Source organism: Rhodococcus sp. MS16, from assembly GCF_013277795.1.
Lineage (GTDB): Bacteria > Actinomycetota > Actinomycetes > Mycobacteriales > Mycobacteriaceae > Rhodococcus_F > Rhodococcus_F globerula.
The window spans coordinates 1-21,223 of record NZ_VBTM01000004.1; the positions used below are offsets into that span (position 1 = coordinate 1).

Genomic DNA, 21,223 nt, shown 5'->3' on the forward strand with positions numbered 1-21,223 from the left:
GGAAGGCGGCAAACCGCGACGGACTCGTCTGGAAAACAAAGCCGCCCACATCCGAAGTGAACGCAAACACCGGCGCGTCAAGATTCAACACCGGACGGCACAACTCTCCACACCCCGAAAGCATGTGCCCCGAAAGCACGTGCCCCACAGACCCGTCGACTACGGCAACGACCCACCACCGTTCTGAGTGCCTGCTGTGTTGCGGCTCAACCATGCCAAGCTGTAGTCCGCAATTTCACGCCAACCGTGATCGATGGTGAGTGAGTGACCACGGTCGTCGAATACCTTGTACTCGTTGACCGTTGGCGCTTTGTGATACATCTTGAACGAACTGTCGGTGCTGGCTTTCGGGACCGTTCGATCTTGTCCGCCGCCGATCATCAGCAGCGGACCGCGTTCGGCGTTGAAGTCGACGTGGGCGGGGCTGTGGGGATTGAAGTTGGCGAGCGCAGCCTCGAAGAGTGGTTGCCCGGGTGCCGGAATTACGTATCGCTCGTAGAGAGCGTCGGATTCACTCTTGGTGATTGCACTGGCAAAGGATTTGTGAAAGGAATCTCTGGTGTGCGAGTAGGTCTTCCGATAGTTGGCGGGATTCGACAAGACCGGTAGAACGGTACGGAGCTGAACGAGGGGAAGTTTCAGGACACCTTTTGGTTGTGCGGGGTCGATTGCTATTGCAGCGGAAGCTAATTTCCGACCCAGAAGTTTCTGTGCGATAAGCCCGCCGAAGGAATGTCCGACTACGATCGGTGGAGCATCCAAGTCGGCGATCACCTTGGCATAGTGTTCGGTGATCTCGTCGATTCCGTGTCCCGCAATGTTTTCGGGGTGTTCTCGGGATTCTCCGACTGTGGCGCCGTCGCCAGGCCAACCGGGTGCCATGGTGCCGTATCCGCGTTCGGCGAAGGCCTGGGCCCAGGGGTCCCACGCGCTGGGATGCATCCACAATCCGTGGATGAAAAGTACCGTCGGCTTGGCGGCAGTGGGCATGAGGACTCCTGTGATCGGTCAGTTCTGATCGTCAGGGAATGCCCATTTTTGTCCAAGTCATTCACCCGGACGCCGCCACTGACGTGAAGCCGCACACAACTGGCAAGATTGCTGACATGTTCAAAACTTCGAATCAGCGATCCATGGCTGTGTGGTCCGCGGTATTTGTTCTCTCCCAGGCGAATATCGTCAGACTTCTGGGGCCGGTGGGTCCGCGGTTTCTGGAGGTGCAGACGGCATTCTCCGCACGTCGGTACCGCGAGGTTCTGGCGAAGATGGACGGCGCGGAGACGGCGCGGTTCCGCAGTCACTACTACCCGGACTTTGTTCATCCGGCGATCTACGCGGTCGCATTGCGCGCCGCCGGCCGACGGTTGGGGGAGCGCACCCCGCTCTCACCGGCGGTTCGCAAGGCGCTTGCCGCGGCGCCGGTGTTGTCCGCTGCCGGTGACTACGTCGAGAACATCGCCGGGCTGTATCTGCTCGATCATCGTGACAACATCACCGACAGGACGGTTCGGATCACCACAGCGGTGAGCATCAGCAAATGGGTGCTTGCACTGGGAACTCTCGGATATCTGTCGCAGGGATTTGTCAGAGTATGGGTAGCTCAGTGGCCGGGTGGCCGTAGGAATCGGGTAGAGGAGTACTGATGGCGCCGGAACTGGATATCGAATACTTTGCGGACGGCGCGGAATTCCGTCGGTGGTTATCCGAGAACTACGACGTGAGTCCAGGGGTGTGGCTGAAGATGGCCAAGAAGTCATCACCCCATTCGTCGATCGACTACGACCAGGCGCTCGATGTCGCCCTGTGTTTCGGGTGGATCGACAGTCTGCCGAGGAAGGTCGACGACAACTTTTTCTTGCGGAAGTTCTCGCCGCGCACGACGCGTAGCCCGTGGTCGAAACGCAACGTGGAGATTGTCGCGAGGCTCGAGAGTGAAGGATTGCTCGAACCCGCGGGCATTGCTGCAATCGAGAAAGCCAAAGCCGACGGCAGGTGGGAGCGCGCGTACGAAGGGTCCGCGAAAGCCGAGGTGCCGCAGGATTTCCTCGACGCATTGGCCTTGAATCCCCAAGCACAGGCCTTCTACGAAACGTTGAATTCGACTAATCGGTTCGCGATCTTCTATCGCCTGTTGGAAGCGAAGCGCCCGGAGACCAGGACCCGCCGGATACAGAAGTTCATCAGCCAACTCGAGGAGGGTAAGAAGTTTCACTGACGAGGGCTGACACAATGGCATTCGTGACCGAAGCCAAGACCTGCTCAGCGTTGTCTGCCGTCGACGAACCGTTGGAAGGCACGGCGGCCGTTGTGCGTGGTTGGGTGTGCCTCGAGTTTGTCGGTGCCTGGGGTCGGGATGTTCTCGACGGCACGGCTCTCGGGGAGGAACTTGCCACCGAATTGAGTCGACGCGCGGACGCTGCGGACGTGCGTGTGATGTTCATCAGACATCCCGGTCGACACGAGACGCTGTCTGCCGGTCGCGCACTGTCTGCCGGTCACACGGTGCTTCTTGCTCGTTCCGATCCCGATGATTCGTGGTGTGAACGACTGCAGATCGATTCGCCGTTCGATCTTCTCGACATCGACTTCGCTCTGCTCAGTGGGCCGGCCCCAGGACTGGGTGTCAGGGTCGACGAACCCGTGGTGCTGGTGTGCGCGCACGGAAAACGTGATCAGTGTTGCGCCGTTCTGGGCAGGCCGATTGCGGCGGAGCTGGTTCCGGCGTTCGGTGAGAACGTGTGGGAATGCTCGCATACGGGTGGTCATCGGTTTGCGCCGTCGATGATCCTGTTGCCCAGTGGCTATACCTACGGCCGACTGTCCGGGGCGGAAAGCCTTGCGGCGGTGGAGTCTGCGGTCAGCGGTCAAGTTCATCTTCCCGGGTTGCGGGGCCGGAGTCCGTGGAACTCGGTGGGACAGGTCGCGGAAATTGCTGTCCGGCAGTACATTCCCTGCGGTATCGACGATCTGACTGTGGACGATCTGGGTGGTCAGCTGTGCATCGTCGAGCACGTCGACGGTCGGAGTTGGGAAGTGGAAACGCAGACGTCGGAGTTGGCTCCGCGTCCACCCAGCTGTGGGGCGGATCCCAAACCTGTTCGGCCCGTTGTTGCCACGTCCGTTCGCGAACTGGGTTCGGGTCTGATTCTTAATTAGTCGCAGTCGTGATCAGTCGCAGTCGTACATCAGTTCACCAGGATTCCGTCGTCGGCGTCGAAGTCCAGTCCCGCCGTGACGATGCCTGAGAACAGGAATGCCCCGCCGACGGCGATGGCGGGGACGGTGAGAATCCACTCGAAAATTGTCATGCTTCAAGTCTGACGACCCTGGCGCCGAAGAACATCGCCCCAGAGATCCATTTACGCAATCGGGTAGTCATCCTCGAGGATGACTACCCGATCGGGGAAAACCAGGAGCGGGTCAGTGCCCGATGCCGACCTTCGCGTGGATTTTCTTCATCCACGCCGGCGCCCACCAGTTTGCTTCGCCCATGAGCTTCACCAGGGACGGAACGAGGAGCATGCGGATGATGGTTGCGTCGACGATCAGTGCCACGATCATGCCGACTCCGAGGAACTTCATTACTCCAAGACCTGACATGGCAAAAGCGCCCGTCACGACGATGAGGAGCAGTGCTGCGGCCGTCACGATGCGGCCCGTTCGCTCGGTGCCGAACTTGACGGCCTCTTCCGTTGTCGCGCCGTCGTTCTTCGCTTCGACCATGCGCGACATGAGGAAAACCTCGTAGTCGGTGGACAGTCCGAAGACAACGGCCAGGATCAGGACAACAAATGTTGCTTCGAGCGGTGTCTGGCTGACACCGAGAAGTTCGACGCCGTGGCCCTCCTGGAAGACGAAGGTGAGGACGCCGAAGGTGGTTGCCAAGCTCAAGGCAGCCATCAGCACAGCCTTGATGGGCAACACAATTGATCCGAAGGCGAGGAACAGCAGAATCAGGGTCGAACCGACCATGATCAGAATCATGACCGGCAACCAGTGCAGGACAGCGTTGTTGCCGTCGTCGACGGTGGCTTGCCCGCCGCCGACCAATAATTCGGCGCCGTCGGGCGCAGGTATCTCGCGTAGGTCGGTGACAGCGTCACTTTGGGACTGCGGCGTGGATCCTTCGCTGTAGAACGCTTGGATTGCGATCAGCGAGTTGGTGCTCGCGACGACGGTTGCCTGCGCGATGCCCTCGACTTGGCTTGCGGCTTCGGCTATTGCCGTGCCTTCGGCAGGGTTGAGTACGGTATCGCCCTCCGCCTGCAGGATCAGTGTCGCGCCGTTCCCGGTCTGGGGAAATTCGTTGACCAGCGTGTCCATTGCAGTACGAGCGGGGTCGTCGGTGGGCAATGCGGTGTACGAGAGTTCGCCAAGTCGTGCGCCCAGCAGCGGCGACGCCAGTACGAGAAGCAGGGTGACAATCGTGATCGATACGGCAACAGGTCGTTTCATCACCCACATGACGACGCGACCCCAGAACCTGCGTGAACGTTCTTCTCCGCGTTGGGCTGCGCCCTTGCGCCACGTCAACGAGTTGATGCGGTGGCCCAGAATGGCAAGCAAGGCGGGTACCGCGGTCAGCGACAGTACTGCCGCGCTCAGCACGGCGGCGATGGCGCCGAACCCGAGTGACCGAATCACAGCTTGGGGGAACACGAGCATGCCGCTGAACGCGCAGATCAGCAGCAGCCCCGAGAACATCACGGTACGACCGGCCGTCAGGACGGTGCGGGTGGCTGCGGCACCCGGTTCGGAACCGGAGTTCAGCTCCTCGCGGTATCGCCCGACGACAAACAATCCGTAGTCGATGGCAAGGCCGAGCCCCAGCAGTGAGGCCACGTTGATCGAGAACGAACTGACCTCGGTGACCGACGTCAGAACTCGCAGTACGGCCAAGGCGCTCAGCACGCTCAGAACTCCGACAAAAACCGGTACGGCTGCAGCGACAAGACCGCCGAAGATGAAGACCAACAGCACGAGGGTGATCGGGATGGCTATGGCCTCCGCGACAATAAGATCCTTCTCCAGCGTGGTGTTGAAGGCGACACCCACTACCGTGTTTCCAGCGAATTGTGCTTGCGCGCCTTCCACTTCGAGCGTGGGGAGCAGATCGGAAAATGTGGCGGAGGTGACTCCGGAATCCGGTGCCAAGGTGATGGCAACCGCGCCCATCGTTCCGTCGTTGGAGACCAGATTTGCCTTGGTCGCGGCGTCGGCGGTCCAATACGACTTCACCGAGGCCGTCGGGACGTTGGCCGTGAATTCGTCGACGGTGGCTGTCACCGCCGGGCCGATGTCGTCGAGACTTCGGCCGTCGGTCGGTGTGTAGATCGCAATGATGTCCGCGGTTTGCGGTCCGAGGTTTTCCTCGACGATTGCTGCGACCTTCGCGGAGTCGCTTCCCGGGTCGACAAACCCGCCTTGGCTGAGCTTTCCGAATACTCCGAGACCCCATACGCCACTGATCAGCACGATGAGAACTGCGAGCGAGAGCACCCACCATTTTCGGGAAACGACGGTTTGGGCCCAGCGTGTCATTGATCAACTCCGGTGAAATTTTCGGACATGGCCGTACCGACTGTATCGGGGGGAGGGATTCTGTATCCGGGGAGGGATTCTGGGCATGACACACCGTTGCCGCTGAACGTAAGTCACGTTCAGCGGCAACATCGGCTAATACCTGGTGCGTGGAGTCAGCGATTGTCCTTCTTGGCCTGACGCCGTGCACCGGCGGCGATACTGGACGCTTCGAACTTCTTCTTGCCCGGAGAACTACGAGTTTCGTCGACGCGAGCCTTGCCCGCGGACGCGACCTTTCCGTTACCCGTGTCGATGTCGCTGAAGGACGGAGCGTCCTTGCGAGCGCGGCCCAGCCGCTCGTCCTTGAGCTCTCGGGCGCTCTGGCGCGAGACCGCTGCCAGCCGGCGGCTCACTCTGCTGAGCGCGTCTTCGAAAACTTCTGCTTTGCCGGCGTTGCGCGCATTTGCCGACTTACCGGATCCGCGTCCCTTCTTCTCGGCCACTTTTGCCGAACCCGCACGTCGGTACAACTTCGTGTACTTGTTGCGGGCTCGACGAATGCGCGTGTGCAGGGCGATCAGTTCGTCTTCGTCGAGTTCGGCAATCTGATCCTTTTTGGTCTCGAGGATCAACACGTATTCGTCCTCGGAAAGGGAATTCAGAATCTTTTTCACGTCTATTCCGATCTGTCCAGAGTTTCCGAATTTCGGTGGTACCGCATGCTAATCCTTTTTCGAGGTCCGTGGCGGAATACCGTGCTCTGGAGAGAGTCCGGAATGTACGCGGCGAGGCCGCCTGCGATTCGGTTCGGATGTGTCAGGCATACTGCTGGAAGCACTTGCAAGCCATGCGTGTGGGGGAAGCCGGTCCAATTCCGGCGCTGACCCGCAACGGTAGGTTCGTTCTCGAATCATCGAGAACGAATGAGCCCGAATGCCCGCCGCGTGGTGTGCGACATCCATTCGTCGTGGTCTACGAACCGGAAGTCCAGCGAGAGCACTGCCCGCGGATTCCCTATACGTGGTGGGTGTTCTCCCAGGATTCTCATTCGTGGCTCTGAGCCCTTTTGCGAGGTCCCGTGTCACTCAAGATTTCCCCCACCCGCGCCGTTGTCGTGTTGATCGCGACTGCGTTGATGGCCGCCGGTTGTTCGAAAGGTGAGGCAACCGAAAACTCCGCGTCGACGGAGTCGTTCGCTCAGCCGGTCAGCATCACCAATTGCGACCGTGAACTGGTCTTCGATTCGCCGCCGCAGAGAATTGTGTCCTTGAACGGCCATGTCACCGAAGCACTTATCGAGATCGGCGCGGGTGACCGCATTGTCGGACGGGCATACAGCGACAACCCGCCCACCGCGGAGACAGCCGAACAGTTCAACAAGATCCCCAGTCTGTCCGACACGTTCCCGAGTGCCGAGCAGATTCTTGACGTGGATCCCGACTTCGTTGTCGGCGGTATGACCAGCGCATTCAACGAGAAGCAGGGAAGATCACGCGACGCGTTTGCCGAGAAAGGGATCAATACCTTCCTCTTCTCGGAATACTGCGGCACCGGTTTCCCCAATATCGGACTGCTCGAGAACGACTACACCCAACTCGGCCGGGTCTTGGGAGTCGAGGATTCCGCACGCGCCGTAGCCGAACAGATCAGCTCTCGCCTTGACGCAGTCCGCGCGTCGCTCGGCGATGCCGCGCCGGTATCCGCGTTCTTCTACGACAGCGGTGAGGATGTTCCGACCACGATCGGTGGCGTCGGCGTCGGGCAACTGGTTGCCGAGTACTCCGGCGTGACAAACATCTTCTCCGAAGGCGCCAAGCCCTACATCGATGCAAGCTGGGAGGCTGTTGCCGAGCGTGCGCCCCAGGCGATCGTCGTCATCGACTACGGAGACAAGACAGCGGATCAGAAGATCGGCTTCCTGCGGTCCCAGCCGTTGATGGCAACCACTCCGGCTGTCGCGCAGAACCGATTTGTCGTGGTGCCTCTTGCTGATCTCTTCGAGAGTTCCCGTTTGGTGCGCTCGGCACAGACCATTGCGAGCGCTTTCCATCCGGGTGCTGTTACTGCAGGCACTGACCCGGCGAAGTGACACTTTCACGTTCCGGTTACGGCGCTCTGCTGGCCGGACTGCTGGTAGCCCTGGCAGCCATGCTGGGGTTGGCGGTGTCGTTCGGGTCGGTGCGCATTCCCGTCGGTGACGTGTGGGCGATAGTCGGAGCACGCTTGGCACCAGGGACTTTCGAGACATGGTGGACAGCGGCGCGGGAGTCGATAGTGATCGACTCCCGCCTGCCGCGCGCCCTCACCGCTGCCGTGGTGGGTGCGTCGTTGGCGCTCTCAGGTGCGGTGGCGCAGGCGGTCACCCGCAATCCTTTGGCCGATCCGTACCTTCTCGGCGTGTCGTCCGGCGCGGGCTTCATGGTGGTGCTGGTTTCCGTGCTGGGTATCGGTGTCGGTGTCCTGGGCGTTTTCACGATTCCCGTCGCGGCCTTTGTCGGCGCGATGATCCCGCTGTTCCTCGCCCTGGTGATCGGTGGCAGATACCCTCAGCCCACGGCGATCATCCTGGTGGGAGTTGCTCTGGCCCAGATCTTCTCGGCGCTCATCACGTTCTGCATTCTGGTTCTGGCCGACGATCGGCACGTGACGTCCGTGATGCACTGGATAGCAGGCGGATTCGGCGATTCGAGATGGTCGACGCTGATCTTCCCGACCGTCGCGCTTGTTGTCGTCGGAGTTGCGTTGCTGCTCAGCGCGCGTTGGATGGACGTCCTGCAGACCGGCGACGACGGCGCCGCAGCCTTGGGTATGAACGTGCGACGCTTCCGCGTGTTGTCACTGCTTGCGGTGTCCGTCCTGGCCGGCGCTGCGGTGAGCGTCGCAGGCGGCATCGGTTTCATCGGACTGCTGATTCCGCACCTTGCGGGATTTGTGGTGGGTACCAGAGCAATCCGTCTGCTTCCCGCCGCCGCATTGCTGGGCGCAGTGGCGATGGTGGCTGCTGACACGGTGGCACGCTCGGTGTCGGAATCGACCGAGCTCCCGGTGGGTGTGATCACTGCCTTGGTGGGAGCGCCGATATTCGTCTGGATGCTCTACCGGCAGTACAGGAGGTTGGAGCAGTGATTCTCGAACTCGTCGACACGCGGGCCCGGCTCGGAAATCGTGAGGTGTTGCACGGCATAGGTTTCCAGGCTTCCGCAGGTGAGATTCTCGGCTTGGTCGGCCCCAACGGCAGTGGCAAGACGACGGCGCTGCGTTGCTGTTACAACGCGCTGACTCCCAGCGGTGGTGCGGTGCTGATCGATCGGGTGGACGCGACGGCATTGTCGCGCAGGGAGATTGCCCGAACCGTCTCGGCCAGCGTTCAGGAACCAGCGGTGTCCGGTGGGCTTTCGGTGCGTGAATCCGTTGCTCTCGGACGCACACCGCACCGAAATTGGCTGGACCGCACGACGGAGCGAGACGGCAACATCGTGGATCGGTGCATCGAACAGGTCGGTCTCGAGGCACTGGCCGGTAGGGACGTCGCGACGCTCTCCGGTGGTGAGCGTCAGCGCGTATCCATTGCCCGGGCGCTGGCGCAGCAACCGAAGATCCTGTTGTTGGACGAGCCGACCAATCATCTGGATCTGCGGCATCAGCTGATCGTGATGGAGCTGCTCACGGAGTTGGCGTCGCAGGGGTTGGCCGTGGTGGTCACGATGCATGATCTTCGCCTGGCCGTCGAATATTGCGATCGACTGGCGGTGCTCGAGGCGGGAAACTTGCGGGCGTGTGGGCCCACCGCTGCGGTGCTGGAAGAATCGTTGCTGGCCGAGGTATTCGGGATCAAGGCCCGCGTGGAGCACGGGGTGCGTCCGCGGATGGAGATTGTGGGGCTGGCGTGAATAACGAGATAGGCGCGATCTACGCGCGGATGGCGGCGGCGGTTCCGTTTTTCGAAAGCCTCGACGCTTATCCGGCGACCATCCCGGCCGAGGTGATGACGGACCCGGACTGGATGGCAGCGCGCGTCGCGGATACGGCAAAGCGGTGGGGAAGTGACGAGAGCCGGGTCAACGGCACTTTGTGGTGGTATTCGGCCAGTTCCACGTTGACCGGCATCCCGCTCGGAACGGGGTTGGTCACCGGTTTTGCCGCCGATCCGTCGCTGTCCGGGGCCCGGATTTTCCTGCGTGACGACGGCTATCTCGGGGGATTTGTTGCTGCTTCTCTCATCCCGATCACTGTCGGTGTTGACGAGTTGGCTCGGGCGATGCACGAGGCATTGACGCCTGTCATCGAGGTGCTGGCCGAGGTGTCCGGAGTGCGCGCGAAGGCGTTGTGGGCGATCACCACCGATTCCATTGCCAACCGCGCGCTCGATGCGGCAGGCGTACGCCGTGAGCGCGGAAGTGCCTGCGCTGCTGGATTGATCGATGCCCTCCGTAGTGCGGGCGCGCCCATTCCGCGGCCTCGTTTTGTGGATGTGAACGCGGGGGCGAACGCCGCGCGAGTGGAGAATCCGTTGACATCGGTGCCGGCGGGTCGACGACGGTTCACCCAGCGTGCGTCGTGTTGCCTGATCTACGAGGTGCCAGGCGAAGCCAAGTGCACCAGTTGCCCCAAGCGTGCGCCCGAGGATCGTGTGGGGTTGCTTGCCGCTCTTGTTTGACGGATGGCGGGTGAGCTGCCAAACTTGGAGACATCGAACATAAGTTCGATGCACGATGCGTCTTCCCTCCCAGCATCGCGACTGTTCGCAAAGGCACTGTTCGCAAGCGGTGAGGCAAGTATGGGCTGGGGTAATGGACCGCCGACGTGGTCCGAGATGGAACGAGTTCTGTCGGGACGCGCCGGCCGAGTCGAGCACGAAGATCTGTTTCCCGGCGACGGAAACGACAGCCCGGCATGGTCACGCAAGCGTGGGGAGTACACCGCCGGTGAACTCGCTCGCGGCAACAGCACCGTGCCGTACGCCGAACTTCACGCCCATTCTGCGTTCAGTTTTCTCGACGGCGCCTCACCTCCGGAAGAGTTGGTGGAGGAAGCCGTCCGACTGGGCCTGGAAGCTATTGCCGTCACCGATCACGACGGTTTCTACGGAGTGGTGCGGTTTGCCGAGGCTGCTCGAGAATGGGGAATGCGGACGGTGTTCGGGGCGGAGTTGTCCTTGGACTCCACACCGCGAGTGGGGGCGGCCGATCCCGGTGGGACGCACCTGTTGGTTCTCGCGCGCGGGCAGGAAGGCTATCGCCGGCTCTCCCGTGAGATCGCGGCAGCTCACCTGGCCGGTGGTGAGAAAGGGAAGTTGCAGTACAACTTCGACACCTTGACCGAAGCTGCGGGTGGGCACTGGCAGATCCTGACCGGGTGCCGGAAAGGTCATGTGCGGCAAGCTCTCACCGCCGGCGGGAAAAGCAGCGCCGCTGCGGCTTTGCGGGATCTGGTCGAACGTTTCGGTGCCGACCGAGTGGCGGTGGAACTCACCCATCACGGGTTGCCGGAGGACGACGAGCGCAATGCTGTTCTGGCACAGCTTGCCGCCGAACAGGGATTGCTAACCGTGGCGACCACGGCGGCGCATTTTGCGGCGCCCCCGCGTCGCCGGTTGGCCATGGCGATGGCTGCGGTTCGCTCCCGGCAGAGTCTGGACGACGCCGCCGGATGGTTGGCTCCGACGGGTGGGGCGCACTTGCGTTCGGGTGAGGAAATGGCGTCGTTGTTCTCGCTCTACCCGGAGGCGGTCAGCGGAGCTGCCGAACTGGCCCGTGAGTGCGCTTTCGATCTGAGGCTCATCGCCCCCAAACTGCCGCCGTTCGACGTACCGCCTGGCCGCACCGAGGCGTCGTGGTTGCGTGAGCTCACGATGGCGGGGGCGTTGGATCGTTACGGGCCGCCCGAGGGTGCGGAGAAGGCGTATCGACAACTCGAACACGAGCTGGCCGTCATCACGTCCTTGGACTTCCCCGGGTATTTCCTCGTCGTCCACGACATAGTTTCGTTCTGCAAGAACAACGACATCCTGTGCCAGGGAAGAGGTTCCGCGGCAAACTCGGCGGTGTGCTACGCCATCGGCATCACCAACGTCGACCCGGTTCGTAACGAGCTCTTGTTCGAGAGATTCCTCGCACCCGAGCGCGACGGTCCGCCGGACATCGACGTGGACATCGAATCCGACCGCCGCGAAGAGGCAATCCAGCACGTGTACACCAAGTACGGCCGCGAGTATGCCGCACAGGTGGCCAACGTCATCACCTATCGAGGGAAATCGTCGGTGCGGGATATGGCTCGGGCACTGGGCTTTTCGCAAGGACAGCAAGACGCGTGGAGTAAGCAGGTCGGACGGTGGGGCGGCATCGACAAGAACGCCGAGACGGATATACCGCGCCCGGTGCTGGAACTGGCCGCACAGATCGAGGGGTTTCCCCGGCACCTCGGTATCCACTCCGGCGGCATGGTCATCTGCGACCGCCCGATTGCCGACGTCTGCCCGGTGGAGTGGGCGCGCATGGCCAATCGCAGTGTCCTGCAGTGGGACAAAGACGACTGCGCTGCCGCAGGTCTGGTCAAATTCGACCTCCTGGGCCTGGGAATGCTGTCGGCCCTGCACTACATGATGGATCTGGTAGCCGAGCACAAAGGCGTCACCGTTGATCTGGCGCAGTTGGATCTGCAGGAAACTGCGGTGTACGAGATGCTCCAGCGGGCAGATTCCGTGGGAGTGTTCCAGGTGGAATCGCGTGCGCAGATGGCGACGCTGCCGCGTCTCAAACCGCGGAACTTCTACGATCTGGTGGTCGAGGTCGCTCTCATCCGGCCCGGTCCGATCCAAGGTGGGTCGGTGCACCCTTACATTCGTCGGCGCAACAAACTCGAACCTGTCACCTATGATCATCCCTCGCTCGAAAAGTCCCTGAAGCGCACACTCGGTGTTCCGTTGTTTCAGGAACAGTTGATGCAGATGGCCGTCGACGTCGCGGGATTCACGCCGTCCGAGGCAGACCAACTGCGTCGAGCCATGGGGTCGAAGCGTTCCACCGAGAAGATGGAACAACTGCGCGCGCGGTTGTATCAGGGAATGCGCGACCTTCACGGAATCGATGACGCAGTTGCCGACCGTATCTACGAGAAGTTGTACGCCTTTGCCAATTTCGGTTTCCCGGAGAGTCATTCGCAGAGTTTTGCCGCACTCGTCTTCTACTCGTCGTGGTTCAAACTGCATCATCCGGCAGCGTTCTGCGCCGGACTGCTCCGGGCTCAACCGATGGGGTTCTATTCACCGCAATCGCTTGTCGCCGACGCCCGCAGGCACGGGGTGCGAGTGCACGGTGCGGACGTCAACGTCAGTCTGGCGCATGCCACCGTCGAAGCGGCGGGGCTCGAAGTGCGATTGGGGCTGGGCGACGTGCGCAGTATCGGTGACGCACTGGCCGAGAAGATCGTAGAACAGCGCACTCTCGGCGGGCGGTTCACGTCATTTCTCGATCTGACCGGAAGAGTGGAACTCACGACGGCACAAGCGGAATCGCTGGCGACGGCTGGTGCGCTCGGTAGTTTCGGAATTTCGCGAAGAGAAGCGTTATGGGCTGCGGGCGCTGCAGCGGGGGAGCGCCCTGATCGACTACCCGGGATGGGGGCATCGGTCACTGCCCCCACCTTGCCCGGGATGAGCGACGTCGAACTGGCGGCGGCCGACGTGTGGGCTACCGGAGTATCTCCCGACACTTATCCGACGCAGTTCCTCCGCCCGCAACTCGACGCACTTGGCGTGGTCCCGGCGTCCGGGCTGCTCGACGTTGCGGACGGTGATCGAGTGTTGGTCGGGGGAGCGGTCACCCACCGTCAACGCCCGGCAACCGCGGGGGGTGTTACGTTCATCAACCTCGAAGACGAAACCGGGATGGTCAACGTGGTGTGTTCGGTGGGGTTGTGGGCCAAGTACCGAAAGCTGGCCAATACGGCGCCGGCGCTCCTCATCCGGGGGAGAGTGCAAAACGCAGAAGGCGCTGTGACAGTCGTGGCAGACCGGATGCAGCGCATGGACCTCCGTGTCACGGCGAAGTCTCGGGATTACTGCTGACAGCGCAAACGATTAGCGTATCCAGCGCATGTTTGGCAATTTAGTTGATGAAATTCACCCCCGATATCACCCTTTTGGTGATTGGCGTCGACGTGGTGTCATTCACCCCCGGTTTCATCCTTTCTTTCTCATTCTTTGCCTTGTTGTTCGAGTATCTTTTCGGTGTCCATGGACTCGTCGAGGCAACTGTGGGCGTCCGTCGGGAAATTTTCGTCGCAGCGCGCGCATGGTGAGGTTTCGGGCTTCCCGCTAGGGACCTTCGGCGATGGTCGACCGTTCGCGGTGGTGTGGTGCAGCGTGGTGTGCGGGTAAGTGGTCTTCGACCGAAATGCGGTTTAACTGGTCTTTTAAGCGAAAATGCAGGACAACCCGGCGGCGAATATCAGTCCGATGGGCAGGCCGGAGTTGATACAGAAGTGAGTGTCGCCCAAAAAATGGGACGAAAGTCACATTGAAGGCAAATAGTCCTAAATCGGGCATGGGAGGAGACGTTTCCTCTGGCAGTTGTCTGCGAGTTACCCGTGAATCTGCTGGCAGTGGGTATTTCTTGATAGCGCGTCGATTTGTGCGGAAAAGAAATACGGAACTTTTGGATTCCAAACCTCTGGAATCGAGCAATTTTCGCGCTGGTTTTTTTAATAGGAACGACGTAGCGTCCATCCGTGCAATCAATCAGCTAGTTGAGTAGTGAAGTACAGGCAAGTGAAGTACAGGGCCGGGTTCCGGACTGGGGAAGCCGGAACACGGTGCGAAGGGGCGGGATTCATCCCGCGGAGGGAAATCATGTCGGAACACAAGGGCCTGTGGGCTGACGCCTGGTCCGGGTTGGGGACCACGCACGGCGCTCGGCCTACGGTTCGGCCTACACGGCCTCGCCGCCTGAATCACGTATTCGAAGCAAGTGCGGACTCCGTTCCGGACGCAATCGCGCTCGAGTGCGATGGATTTGCGATCACCTACCGCCAACTCGAAGATCGATCGAATCAGTTGGCGCACATGTTGATCGGTGAGGGTATCGGGGTCGGCTCACGTGTAGCGATCTTCCTGAACCGCTCGGTAGATACCTATGTAAGTCTATTGGGCGTGCTCAAAACCGGCGGCACCTTCGTGCCGATCGATCCAGGCGCACCGTCCGATCGCGTTGCGTACGTGGTCGAAGATGCCGGAGTTCAGCTTGTGCTGACCTCGACAGAGTTGGAGCCGAACGCCGAGGAATGCAACGTCGCGCGGCTCACCCTCGACACGAACGTAGCGGTGTTGAACTTCCAGCCGCAGCATCGGCCCGTCCTGGACCTTGCGTCGGACCCTGACCCGGCCTGCTACATCCTGTACACGTCTGGTTCGAGTGGTCGACCCAAAGGCGTCGAAGTTGCCCAGTCGAGTATCTGCAACTTTCTCGACGTGGTTCCCGACGTCTACGATGTTCGACCGAATGATCGTGTCTACCAGGGTATGACGATTTCCTTCGACTTCTCGATCGAGGAAATCTGGCCCACCTGGGCCCGCGGCGCAACCATCGTCGCCGGACCGACGGACAGTCGGCGACTTGGCGGCGAGTTGGCGGATTTCCTCGAAGAACGCGCCATTACGACGCTGTACTGCGTACCGACTCTGCTCGCCACGATCCCGCGCGATCTGCCCAAGATTCGAAATCTGCTGGTCGGCGGTGAAGCATGCCCGCGTGAGCTGGTGGAACGGTGGGCGCGTCCGGGCCGCAAGATCCTCAACACGTACGGGCCCACCGAGGCAACGGTCACCGCAACGTGGGGTGAACTCCTGCCAGGTCGGACGGTGACGATCGGTCGCCCACTCCCGACGTACTCCGTCGTCATTCTCGACGAAGCTCGCGGGCTGGTACCCCACGGTGAGGTGGGCGAAATCTGCATCGGCGGACGCGGTGTTGCGCGTGGTTATGTCGGACGCCCCGACCTGACCGCCGACAAATTCATCGATCACTTTTCCGTGCCGGCGGGCCAGAAGCTCTACCGGACCGGCGATCTCGGACGCTGGACGGCCGACGGTGAGATCGAATACCTGGGCCGTGCCGACGCCGAGGTCAAGATTCGTGGTCACCGAGTTGATCTCGGTGAGATCGAAAGTGTTCTCCTGGAACACCCGTCGGTGTCGGAGGCCGTGGTGGCGCTGGTCGCCGCATCGGAAAACGAGACGCCGTCGGAACTGTGCGCGTACATGGTGCTGGTCGACCCGATCGAGGACGAGTACCTGGTCGGGGAACTCGCCAAGGCAGTGTCGCAACGACTTCCGGCGTACATGGCGCCCGCGTTTGTCGACTTCATCCCCGCCTTGCCCGTGATGCCCAGCGGCAAAGTTGATCGATCGAAGCTCCCGGAACCGACCCGGCGACGTTTCTCGGCTCCTACCGGCCCGGTAGTCGAACCCCGCAACGAGCAGGAAGTAGCGGTTCGCGATATTTGGGCGCGGGCGTTCGGCATACCCGCAGACGAGATGTCGGTCGAAGCAAACTTCTTCGAAGATCTTGGTGGCCATTCGCTGCTGGCGGCAACGGTTATCTCTGCTCTGCGTGAAAGTGGCATCGGTGCAACTCCCTCGATCCGAGATCTGTACAGCCATCCCACTGTTCGCTCGATCACGCACGCGCTGGCAGCAGTGGGCTCCCAGCATCCGATTGCCCCGAATGTTGCTGTCAAACACACGGATACGGAAGTGGCTCGCGCCGGGGGCATCCAGTTGGCAGTGATCTATGTGTTCCTGCTGATCACGACGCTTCCCGTCTCGTACGTCTACACGAAGAACGACGGTTTTGTGTCGGTGCCGGTTCTGTTCGAGATGTTGGCAGCCATCATGCTCACGTATCTCTGCGTGCGCTGGTTCCTTCCGGTCATCAGTGCGCGTCCCCTCGCCGCAGGAATCAAGCCTGGGCGATACAAACTCTGGGGTCCGACGTATCTGCGGCTGTGGACACTCGACCTGCTCCTCGCGGTCGGTGCTTTGCCCGTGGTCAGCGGATCGCCGTTGATGTCGATCTATCTCCGCATTCTCGGTGCGCGCGTCGGGCATCGCACTACCATCGCGACGTCCTCGATATCGTTGCCGACACTGGTCGAGATCGGAGACGGCGCATCGATCGGTTACGGTGCGACCATCCGGCCGTGGCGCGTCGAATCCGGTTCGGTGACGGTGGGGAAGATCGTCATCGAATCGGGTGCATTTGTCGGTGCAAACGTGGTGCTCGAACCTGGATCGACCGTCGGGGTACGCGCCGCACTCGGTGATCAGTCGCTGCTTCCGTCCGGGCACATCGTGCCGCAGGAGGCCAGGTGGGCAGGATCGCCGGCAGTACCGACCGAGTTCTTGGATCCGGCTGTGGAAACCATGATGCGAGCCGAAAGTGTCCGTGCCCGTTGGAAAGTGCGTCACATCCTCGCAGCAATCGCCGGTCTGACGGCGCTCGAAGTGGGTGCCATCGCCCTGATGGTTCCCGGTATCGCACTGGTCTGGGGCGCCCTCCTGGCATGGGGTGTTTTGGCGGGACTGGTGGCGACGTTGTTTACCGGACCCATTTTCGTGATCACTGTCTGTGTATTCGTTGCCGTGAACAAACGACTCGTTCTTCGCAACGCACCTGCCGGAATGCATCCTGTTCGCTCGGGTCTTGGTATCCGCAAGTGGATGGTCGACAAGTTGCTCGAGTTCAGTTTGCTGTTCACGAACTCGCTGTACGCAACGCTGTACACCGCGCCGTGGTTGCGGTTGCTCGGGGCGGACATCGGTCGCGGAGCAGAAGTCTCCACCGTGTCGCATATCGACCCGGACATGCTCACCGTCGGCAAGGACAGCTTCATCGCCGACATGGCCAGCGTGGGAAGTGCGAGCTTCGCAAACGGCCGGATCATGTTTCAGCCCACTCGAATCGGCGAACGCACCTTCATCGGTAATGCCGCGGTGATCCCGTCGGGTATGGAGATCGGCGACAATGCGTTGATCGGTGTCGCGACGGTGCCGCCTGTGAACGGTGTTCCGGAAGGCACGTCGTGGCTCGGTTCGCCCGCTATCTACCTGCCGAACCGTCAGGACAGCGGAGATTACGACGACGCCCTCATCTATACGCCGCCGCAGGATGTAGTGCGTGATCGCTACGTGATCGAGTTCTTTCGCGCCACCTTGCCACCCACAGTTCTCGGCGTGAGCTTCTACCTTTATCTGTTGGTCTTGTCCTCCTTGGCATTCGGGCGAGCACTTCCCGTTCCGGCCCTCGTTGCGCCGCTGGTCGCGATGGCGTCGAGCCTTGCGGTGATCGGATTCTGCGCGGCGGTGAAGCGAAATACAGTGGGTCGCTACGAACCTCGGGTCGAGCCGCTGTGGAGTAAGTTCGTCCGACGGTCCGAATTTGCGACCGGGCTCTATGAAAGCGCGGCTGTGCCGATCGGCGTCGGGATGCTGGTGGGTACCCCGTTCCTGCCGATGGTGCTGCGCTGGTTCGGCACGACAATCGGCAAGCGAGTGTGGTTCGGAACCACCTATCTCACCGAATTCGATCTCGTCCACGTCGGCGACGACGCCACTATCGGAACCGAGTCGTCGCTGCAGACACACCTGTTCGAGGACCGTGTCATGAAGATGTCCACGATCACCATCGGCGATGGCGCCAGCATCGGGACACGATCGATCATCCTCTACGACACGGTTGTCGGCGAGGAAGCCTCACTCAGTCCGCTGTCGTTGCTCATGAAGGGCGAAGAGCTTCCGGCGCGGACGAGTTGGCGCGGAATTCCCGCTGAGGGGATTCGTGCCGACGACAGCTCGACCGTTCTCCTCGAGAAAGCTGTCCTCGAGAAAGCTGTCACCGACATCGTCGTCGCGCAAGGAGTGTCCGCATGAAATGGGTATCGCTGTCTCAGAACAAGACCCGTCGAAGCACGACCTACAGCACGCGGCCGCACCCGCGGGCGCTCGTGTACCGCGGCCCCGCGTCGTTACCGGGGTGCCCGGAAGCCGTCGCAGATCTGTTGTCGTCGAGCGCCTGGAACTTCGACGTGCGCTTTGTCGGACCGGACGAGGAGTTGCAGATCGACGATTCCACGCTCCATTCGGCGGCGCTGTACGCACAACCCGGCGGCGGTGACCTGGACAGGGCGTTCACGCACCTGCGCCGCCATGTTCCGGCGATTCAGCAATTCGTCCGATCCGGTGGACGGTACTTGGGATTCTGCCTCGGTGGTTACCTCGCGGGCCGCAGCCCCGGGTTCGAACTGTTTCCCGGTGATGCAGACCAGTACGTCGCGTTGCAGAACGCCGAAGTGCACGACACAAAAGGTGCTGTACTCGAGGTGGATTGGAGCGGCCAGATCGAGGAAATGTACTTCCAGGACGGACCGTACTTCTCACTCGACCGGCATTACCGGGACTACTACGATTCCGAGGCAGCGATTCTCGCGCGGTATCAGAACGGAAGTATCGCGGCTTTGAAGATCGACTACGGCAAAGGTCGGGTCGGGGTAGTCGGGCCGCATCCTGAAGCCGACGAATCCTGGTATCAGGGTGACGGTTTGCGGGCACCCGAGCACCTCGCCACCGACCTGGGGTACCGCTTGATCAACGCGGTGATGACCCGATGACAGCCAGTCCGCTCGCGCCGACGGAGCAGATCCCGGTAGTGGAAAAACAGCGACTTCTCGGGATCGACGCCGCCCGCGGTATTGCCCTGCTGGGCATGATGGCCGTCCATTCACTGATCGCCGTGAGCGACGACGGATCGCCCACGCTGTCCTACGGCATTTCGGCAGGGCGATCGTCTGCGTTGTTCGCAGTCCTGGCCGGTGTGGGAATTGCCTTCACGACCGGTCGCGCGCGGGTGGAACGTGGTGATCGTGGTGCCACCGCAGCGTCACTGACAGCGCGTGCCGCGGTGGTCGGGGCCATCGGATTGATCATGGGATACACCCACGCGGAACTAGCCGTGGTGATCCTGCCGTACTACGCGATCCTTTTCGTGATCGCTATCCCGCTGGTCTTCTTGCCTACCCGTGCAGTTGCAGCACTCGGCCTGCTGATCGCTCTTGTCGTGCCGGCCGTCATCGAATTTTTCGGGACATCGCTCCCCGCACCGAGCTTGGACAACCCGACGTTGGTCGGCATTATCGAGAATCCACTCGGATGGACCGTAGAACTGCTGTTGAACGGGGAGTTCCCGGCGCTTCCGTGGACTGCCTACATCTGTGCCGGCATCGTCATCGGCCGATTGAAGTTGACGTCGGCCAATGTGGCCGGTGCACTGCTGGTGTTCGGTGCTGCACTTGCGGTCGGCGCGCGAATTCTGTCCGAGGTCTTGATCTTTCATCTCGGCGGCTTTGAACACCTCATGGCGGGCAGCGCATTGTCGCGCGAGGAAATTCTCGACATCATCGCCTATGGCGCCGACGGTTCGGTGTTCGGTTCGACATGGTGGTGGCTTGCCGTCGACGGCCCGCACAGCAGTACGCCGTTGGACCTGTTGGGAACAATAGGGTCGTCGATGGCCGTGATCGGGGCGATGCTGTTCCTGGGACACCTGGCGGGGACAAAACTGGATACGTTGGTCAAGGTCGCGATGGTGCCCTTGGCTGCCGCCGGATCGATGACCTTGACGCTGTACGTGCTTCACATCTGGTTCATCAATTCGAACTACGACACGTACGGGGCATGGACGGGGTACATCCTGCAGGTTCTGGCCGCCCTAGCCATCGGACTTTTTGTGAAGTTGACTACCGGGCGTGGACCGTTGGAAGCGTTTGTGACGATGGTGGCAAACCGAAGCAAGCGGGCTGTTACCGAGAGGGCGTCCACAACTGCTCCGGCGCACCCCGCCTGACCGTATCGATCAGATCGTGGCCCAGGTCGAATCGGATTCCGTCCGGATTGGTGAGACCGCGTGTGTACCAGGACCGCTCGGCTTCCGGGTGTGGTCCGACAACACCGACGCGTCCGAGGCCGAAGTCGCTGACCACGGCTGCGATCTTCCCGTTGCGGTAGCGCGCCAAGACCTCCACCGGGGCGTCGTCGCGCAGTACGAAGATAGGGCCGTCCTGGAAGAACATCGTGCGTTCCTCCTCGCGCCAGGTGACGTTCACGCTTGTGTTGCCTGTTGTGTCGATCTCGGACTTGCGGGACGAGATATATCGAGCGGTGTCTCCCGGTAGCAGTCCGAAACCCGGTGTGGCCCCGGCCAAGTAGCCGCCAAGGCAGAAGCCGAGATAGTGTCCGCCGGTTCGGACCCACTCGCGGATCGATTCCGCGTGTTGTTCCATGTGGACCCAGGCCGCCGTAAGTTCCCCGCCGCCGGGTTGTGCATAGAGCGATGCACTCGCCAACGCTGCTGCCGTCAACGGAACATCTTCGTCCGGACCGCAGAACGTCACGTCGTACGGATCGGACGAGGATTCGAGTAACCGACCAACCGCCTCGGGGCAACCGGGTGATGATGCCGGCCCGCGGTAGACCAAGGCGCGCCGGGGACGGATTCGGGTGGAATCGGCTGATGCGACAACAGTTCCGCCGATGGTGACCAGCGCAGCGGCCGAGACGAGGAAGGTGCGGCGATTCATCGCGTGATCAGTTCAGCTTCGCCCGGCAATCATGGGTTCACTTTATCGAACTCGTGGTTCGGCCAGGTCGTCG

17 protein-coding genes and 1 riboswitch are annotated in these 21,223 nt (G+C 61.4%); of the genes, 12 read left to right on the forward strand and 5 right to left on the reverse strand.

Annotated features, from left to right (window positions below):
- Positions 1-159 precede the first annotated feature (159 nt).
- A complete protein-coding gene (locus FEZ60_RS09480; protein WP_172936002.1) occupies positions 160-990 on the reverse strand; it encodes an alpha/beta fold hydrolase in 831 nt (276 codons plus the stop codon).
- A gap of 116 nt (positions 991-1,106) precedes the next feature.
- Between FEZ60_RS09480 and FEZ60_RS09485 the strand changes: the two genes are divergently transcribed.
- The 3 genes from FEZ60_RS09485 to FEZ60_RS09495 are packed head-to-tail and all read left to right on the forward strand — an operon-like array spanning position 1,107 to position 3,156.
- On the forward strand, positions 1,107-1,643 hold the full coding sequence (locus tag FEZ60_RS09485) for a hypothetical protein (protein WP_172936003.1): 537 nt from the start codon (positions 1,107-1,109) through the stop codon (positions 1,641-1,643).
- Complete coding sequence (locus FEZ60_RS09490) at positions 1,643-2,215, forward strand: YdeI/OmpD-associated family protein (RefSeq protein ID WP_033231305.1); 573 nt, start codon at positions 1,643-1,645, stop codon at positions 2,213-2,215. The genes FEZ60_RS09485 and FEZ60_RS09490 overlap by 1 nt, the downstream gene beginning before the upstream one ends.
- Before the next feature lie 14 nt (positions 2,216-2,229).
- Positions 2,230-3,156 carry a sucrase ferredoxin gene (locus tag FEZ60_RS09495; protein WP_172936004.1) on the forward strand — a complete coding sequence of 309 codons (927 nt, stop codon included), beginning with the start codon at positions 2,230-2,232 and terminating at the stop codon, positions 3,154-3,156.
- 29 nt (positions 3,157-3,185) lie between these two features.
- Here FEZ60_RS09495 and FEZ60_RS32880 read toward each other — a convergent pair whose 3' ends face one another.
- The 3 genes from FEZ60_RS32880 to FEZ60_RS09505 form a co-directional block, all read right to left on the reverse strand.
- Positions 3,186-3,308: a hypothetical protein gene (locus tag FEZ60_RS32880; protein ID WP_255285219.1), complete on the reverse strand. Its 123-nt coding sequence runs from the start codon at positions 3,306-3,308 to the stop codon at positions 3,186-3,188.
- A gap of 112 nt (positions 3,309-3,420) precedes the next feature.
- The gene (locus FEZ60_RS09500; protein WP_172936005.1) at positions 3,421-5,541 is read right to left on the reverse strand and encodes an MMPL family transporter; all 2,121 of its coding nucleotides are present in this window, start codon (positions 5,539-5,541) and stop codon (positions 3,421-3,423) included.
- A gap of 155 nt (positions 5,542-5,696) precedes the next feature.
- Entirely contained in the window at positions 5,697-6,197 is a 501-nt protein-coding gene (locus FEZ60_RS09505) for a hypothetical protein (RefSeq protein ID WP_033231302.1), read from the reverse strand.
- A gap of 138 nt (positions 6,198-6,335) precedes the next feature.
- A riboswitch (cobalamin riboswitch) is annotated at positions 6,336-6,483 on the forward strand.
- A gap of 175 nt (positions 6,484-6,658) precedes the next feature.
- On the opposite strand from FEZ60_RS09505, the gene FEZ60_RS09510 reads away from it, so the two are divergent.
- The 9 genes from FEZ60_RS09510 (at position 6,659) to FEZ60_RS09550 (ending at position 20,417) form a co-directional block, all read left to right on the forward strand.
- Positions 6,659-7,612 carry an ABC transporter substrate-binding protein gene (locus FEZ60_RS09510; protein ID WP_172936204.1) on the forward strand — a complete coding sequence of 318 codons (954 nt, stop codon included), beginning with the start codon at positions 6,659-6,661 and terminating at the stop codon, positions 7,610-7,612.
- Entirely contained in the window at positions 7,609-8,649 is a 1,041-nt protein-coding gene (locus FEZ60_RS09515; protein WP_033231300.1) for an iron ABC transporter permease, read from the forward strand. The genes FEZ60_RS09510 and FEZ60_RS09515 overlap by 4 nt, the downstream gene beginning before the upstream one ends.
- Positions 8,646-9,413, forward strand: coding sequence for an ABC transporter ATP-binding protein (locus tag FEZ60_RS09520; RefSeq protein WP_095886626.1), 768 nt, complete (start codon positions 8,646-8,648; stop codon positions 9,411-9,413). The genes FEZ60_RS09515 and FEZ60_RS09520 overlap by 4 nt, the downstream gene beginning before the upstream one ends.
- The gene (locus FEZ60_RS09525) at positions 9,410-10,180 is read left to right on the forward strand and encodes a (2Fe-2S)-binding protein (protein ID WP_233365896.1); all 771 of its coding nucleotides are present in this window, start codon (positions 9,410-9,412) and stop codon (positions 10,178-10,180) included. Before FEZ60_RS09520 ends, FEZ60_RS09525 begins: the two co-directional genes overlap by 4 nt.
- 120 nt (positions 10,181-10,300) lie before the next feature.
- Positions 10,301-13,588: an error-prone DNA polymerase gene (locus FEZ60_RS09530; protein ID WP_202025954.1), complete on the forward strand. Its 3,288-nt coding sequence runs from the start codon at positions 10,301-10,303 to the stop codon at positions 13,586-13,588.
- A 47-nt stretch (positions 13,589-13,635) separates the two neighbouring features.
- Positions 13,636-13,821 carry a hypothetical protein gene (locus tag FEZ60_RS09535; protein ID WP_033231297.1) on the forward strand — a complete coding sequence of 62 codons (186 nt, stop codon included), beginning with the start codon at positions 13,636-13,638 and terminating at the stop codon, positions 13,819-13,821.
- 550 nt (positions 13,822-14,371) lie between these two features.
- A complete protein-coding gene (locus FEZ60_RS09540; RefSeq protein ID WP_172936006.1) occupies positions 14,372-18,448 on the forward strand; it encodes a Pls/PosA family non-ribosomal peptide synthetase in 4,077 nt (1,358 codons plus the stop codon).
- Positions 18,445-19,185 carry a BPL-N domain-containing protein gene (locus FEZ60_RS09545; RefSeq protein WP_080711574.1) on the forward strand — a complete coding sequence of 247 codons (741 nt, stop codon included), beginning with the start codon at positions 18,445-18,447 and terminating at the stop codon, positions 19,183-19,185. Before FEZ60_RS09540 ends, FEZ60_RS09545 begins: the two co-directional genes overlap by 4 nt.
- On the forward strand, positions 19,182-20,417 hold the full coding sequence (locus tag FEZ60_RS09550; protein WP_172936007.1) for a heparan-alpha-glucosaminide N-acetyltransferase domain-containing protein: 1,236 nt from the start codon (positions 19,182-19,184) through the stop codon (positions 20,415-20,417). Before FEZ60_RS09545 ends, FEZ60_RS09550 begins: the two co-directional genes overlap by 4 nt.
- Here the strand turns inward: FEZ60_RS09550 and FEZ60_RS09555 are convergent.
- Positions 20,374-21,150, reverse strand: coding sequence for a BPL-N domain-containing protein (locus FEZ60_RS09555; protein ID WP_172936008.1), 777 nt, complete (start codon positions 21,148-21,150; stop codon positions 20,374-20,376). The genes FEZ60_RS09550 and FEZ60_RS09555 overlap by 44 nt on opposite strands.
- Between the last annotated feature and the right edge of the window lie 73 nt (positions 21,151-21,223).